The organism is Shewanella sp. 11B5 (genome assembly GCF_002836795.1).
In the GTDB taxonomy this organism is placed as follows: Bacteria; Pseudomonadota; Gammaproteobacteria; order Enterobacterales; family Shewanellaceae; genus Shewanella; species Shewanella frigidimarina.
The window spans coordinates 1-2,269 of the sequence record NZ_PJAP01001110.1; the positions used below are offsets into that span (position 1 = coordinate 1).

The following is a 2,269-nucleotide window of genomic DNA, read 5'->3' on the forward strand; positions in this document are numbered from 1 at the left end:
TTTCACTGCGACTCTGTGCAAATTGCTTACTCATTACCGCTGAGATTAATTCAAGTGCTTGTTTATCGAGTTCAGTCGCTAATGTTTTATTACCATTAATGATAGCCAATAACTTTTTTTCATCAGCATGATTGTCACTCATTAACAAATTTGCTCGAGTTAACAGGTATTCTTTTTCAGCATTTTGTTGTTGTCGATATATCGATGCTAACGCTAAAAACCAATCAGGATCGATTTTGGCGGGTTCAGTTGTGGCTAACAAATGCAAATAAAGTGTTTTAGCGTCGTTAGGTGAAACTCGCACATAATAAGCAGCAAGCTGGGTAATGATGTCATTGTCAGTGAGGACACCTTGCTTATAGGTGTCTTCTACAATAGCGAACGAGTCTTGATCGTTGAAACGCATCCAGCGATAAAAGGCTAAATGTACCTCATTATTAGTGCGAGTAAACTCTTGAAGTTCAGACAGTGTTTGAGTACTTACCGCAAATGCTCGCTCGCGATCACGTGTACGGTCGGTATTCAACTTATGTTGAACCCCTGCGGCTAATTCGATGCATTTACTGTAATTTTCTAGATATACCAACTGTTGATAAAGTTGCTTGCCTGTGGGCGACGAGCTCTGTTTTAACGCGTATCGATGACGGATCAAGTCGCCTTTTTCAAATCGGCACCAACTATCTTTGTGTAAATCGCTACAAAGTTCGGGATTATTTTTACAAATGAGGTCGCTATTACGGTCATTATCGCAGCCAAAAAGGCCAAATAATGCCCCAATAACTGTAAATGATGTAATTAATACAAAATTATTGCTCAAAATGCTCTCCGAGAGGTAAATTGTCTAATAAAATTACACATTTACCGAAAATTTGTTACTAGCGAAATAGCCTGTATTTCATTACAATGTCGGCGACCAACAGGGGCCACCCCCATACAATATACTAAATTATTGGTCTTTTCTTTTTGTTACTCAAACCTTTCTGAAAAAACGAGAAAAGTGAGATAAAGGATCCCTACATGAGCGCAGATAAACATTTACAGAGCTGGCAAGAACGTTTCGAAATGGCAGAAGCAATGCAACCGTTGCTTGGCAAGTTGTATCGTAACCAAGGCATTGAAGTAATGGTATATGGTAAACCATTACTAAATGCATCAACCATCGAAATCATTAAGTCACACCGTTTAGTACGTCGTCATGTCGGTGAAAAATTACGTCTTCGTGAAAGTTTCCCATTTGTTGTAGCACTTAGCAAATTAGCGATTAAACATTGCAGAGTGGATATTGGTAAATTAGCGATTAATTACTGGCGTAATAACAAGGATGCGAGCGGTATTGAAGCTTATATGACACAGGAATTGTCTGAAGCGGTTAATCACGGTGATGATACCCCGGCTCGCGATGTTGTACTTTATGGTTTTGGTCGTATCGGCCGTTTACTCGCTCGTTTATTAATAGAACGTACCGGTAAAAGCAACAAATTGCGTTTGCGTGCCATTGTATTACGCGGTGGTAAAAAGGGCGATTTAGAGAAACGTGCTAGCTTGTTGCGTCGTGACTCGGTACACGGGCCATTTAATGGCTCTGTCGAAGTTGATGAAGAAAACAACGCAATCATTGCTAATGGCACTTATATTCAGATTATTTACGCTAACTCTCCTGATCAAGTGGATTACACACAGTATGATATTAAAGATGCGTTAATTGTCGATAATACTGGTATTTGGAAAGATGAAGAGGGTTTAGGTTTACATCTTAAAAGCCCAGGAGCTTCAAAAGTATTGTTAACGGCACCTGCTAAAGGCGCCATTAAAAATATCGTCTACGGTGTTAATGAAAACGATATTCTTGATGAAGACACTATTGTATCGGCGGCAAGCTGCACCACAAACGCTATTACGCCAGTATTAAAAGCGGTTAATGACAAATACGTTATTGAAAATGGTCACGTAGAAACCATTCACTCGTATACGAATGATCAAAATCTAATCGATAACTATCACAGTGCTGATCGTCGTGGTCGCAGTGCACCGTTAAACATGGTGATTACTGAAACGGGTGCCGCTAAAGCTGTTGCTAAAGCATTGCCTGTATTAGCGGGTAAATTAACCGGTAATGCTATCCGTGTGCCAACTCCTAACGTATCAATGGCGATTATTAGTGTTAATTTACAACATGAAACTAATCGTGATGAGTTGAATGAATACTTAAAAGATGTCGCATTACAGTCTGGATTACAAAATCAAATCGATTTTACCGAATCGACCGAAA

Annotated in this window: 2 protein-coding genes; one reads left to right on the plus strand and one right to left on the minus strand. The window is 39.5% G+C overall.

Annotated features, from left to right (window positions below):
• A partial coding sequence (locus CXF78_RS20865) for a DUF2989 domain-containing protein (protein ID WP_102037839.1) occupies positions 1-817 on the minus strand: 817 nt, incomplete at its 3' end.
• 200 nt (positions 818-1,017) lie between these two features.
• Between CXF78_RS20865 and CXF78_RS20870 the strand changes: the two genes are divergently transcribed.
• A partial coding sequence (locus CXF78_RS20870) for a glyceraldehyde-3-phosphate dehydrogenase (RefSeq protein ID WP_102037840.1) occupies positions 1,018-2,269 on the plus strand: 1,252 nt, incomplete at its 3' end.